This is a genomic window from Bdellovibrionales bacterium, assembly GCA_019750295.1.
Lineage (GTDB): Bacteria > Bdellovibrionota > Bdellovibrionia > Bdellovibrionales > JAGQZY01 > JAIEOS01.
The window spans coordinates 1-1,712 of record JAIEOS010000149.1 but is presented as its reverse complement, the minus strand read 5'-3'; the positions used below and the strand labels follow the sequence as shown (position 1 = coordinate 1,712).

Below are 1,712 nucleotides of genomic sequence, written 5' to 3'. Positions count from 1 at the left end.
GCTCCCGATTTTTTCATATCGAGCACTTTATCCCATAGCAATTGTCGAATGGCAGGATCGAGACCTGTCGTCGGTTCGTCCAGAATGATAATTTTGGGCGAATTGAGGAGAGCTCTTACAAAAACCAGTCGTCGTTGCATACCTCCCGACAACGACTCAATCACGGAATCTTTTTTATGAGAGAGCATCATATATTCTAACAAATAATCAATGCGCGCTTTGTGCTGAGCTTGAGGTAAACCCACGAACCGGGCGAACATCTTCATATTCTCTTCCACCGACATCGAGGAATCGAGATGATTATCTTGGGTGACTACACCCAACTCGGAACGAATCGAACGCCCATCCACCATCGGGTTTTTTCCAAAGACAGAAATCTCACCGCCGGTGATTGAACTCGCTCCGTAGATCAGACTGATTAAAGTGGATTTCCCAGCCCCATTGGGGCCCAACAGTCCGAAACACTCTCCCGCATTTACAGATAGCGAAACGCCTTTCAGAGCCTCAAAAGGACCAAAACTTTTTCTGACGTTTCTACAGAGAAGGGCTTGCATGTTCAATCATTGGCGATACACGGCCCATCTCCTCTTCGACGCCTGCGAAGAACAATTGAAAATGTCGGTTTTCGATGGCGCGCAAAGAATGAAGTTGCTCCACATCGAAATCTTCCTGTTGAGCAATCAGCTTGCGCATATCTTCGAGATGATTTTCTTCGTCTCGAACGATCTGTTTTAAAGGGCCACTCATATTTACTTTGGCCATGAGCTCATCGTAGACAGGATAAAATGTTTGTGCTCGCTCTTCGATGATTAAAGTTGTGAGCAAATAACTGAGCCAAGAGTCCTGCTCTCCGGCCACCATTCCCGCCGATTGATCAATCTCCTGGATGTAGCGCCGAGCAAGGTCACCTGCGATCAAACTCGGCTCACTGTAAGTTTGAACCGACTTTCCCCCTAATTTTATAGCGAGTTTTTTGAGAATCTGCGCATGACGAATCTCCTCGGCCGCGTGAGACAGTACAAACATACTCACCGACGATTCGGGTTGGCTCTTAATAATTTTCCGCGCACCTATAAACTCCACCATACTTAATGTATTTAAAAAACGTGCATGAATTAGCGGTTGGTTAACGACCGATTTTAAAATATTTTGCCAGCTCATCATTTCCTCAAATCAAAAAGTGTTTCACGGATCACTTGATACATATATCGAAACTCTTGTTCATTCACACAGTAAGGGGGAACGGTATAAATCGTTCCTCCCAGGGGCTTTACGTAGATCCCTCTCTCGATGCATTTCTGCGAAAAGGTCTCTGCGAATGATCCCGTAAAGTAGCCCTTGTAACCGGCAACGTCAAAAGCTCCGATGGTGCCGAGGGAGCGTGGGTTTTCTACAAGGTCTAAGCCCCTCAATTTATTGATCTCCTCTGCCGTCCACGACACCAGTTGAGAGATGCGTTGCTGCATATCCTTGGATTGAAGGAGGCCAAAGGTCGCATGGGCCGCCGCGCAGGCCATAGGGTTTCCCGTATAAGAATGGCCATGGAGAAATGCTGTTTGAATATGATCGCTTAAAAACGCATCATAAATTTTTTGCGTAGTGACCGTAAGAGCTAGAGGTAAAAATCCACCGGTGAGCCCCTTCGACAGACAAATTAAATCCGGCTGGATCTGAGTTTGGTATGAGGCTAAAAAAGTACCGGTCCGATAGAA

3 protein-coding genes are annotated in these 1,712 nt (G+C 46.3%); all 3 read right to left on the bottom strand.

Features of this window, described 5'->3' with window-relative positions:
• Positions 1-554: ABC transporter ATP-binding protein (locus K2Q26_16070; GenBank protein MBY0317036.1), on the bottom strand; the 554-nt coding region annotated here is incomplete at its 3' end.
• A complete protein-coding gene (locus tag K2Q26_16065) occupies positions 535-1,164 on the bottom strand; it encodes a ferritin-like domain-containing protein (protein ID MBY0317035.1) in 630 nt (209 codons plus the stop codon). The genes K2Q26_16070 and K2Q26_16065, both read right to left, overlap by 20 nt.
• The coding region (locus tag K2Q26_16060) for an aminotransferase class III-fold pyridoxal phosphate-dependent enzyme (GenBank protein ID MBY0317034.1) at positions 1,161-1,712 on the bottom strand (552 nt) is incomplete at its 5' end. The genes K2Q26_16060 and K2Q26_16065, both read right to left, overlap by 4 nt.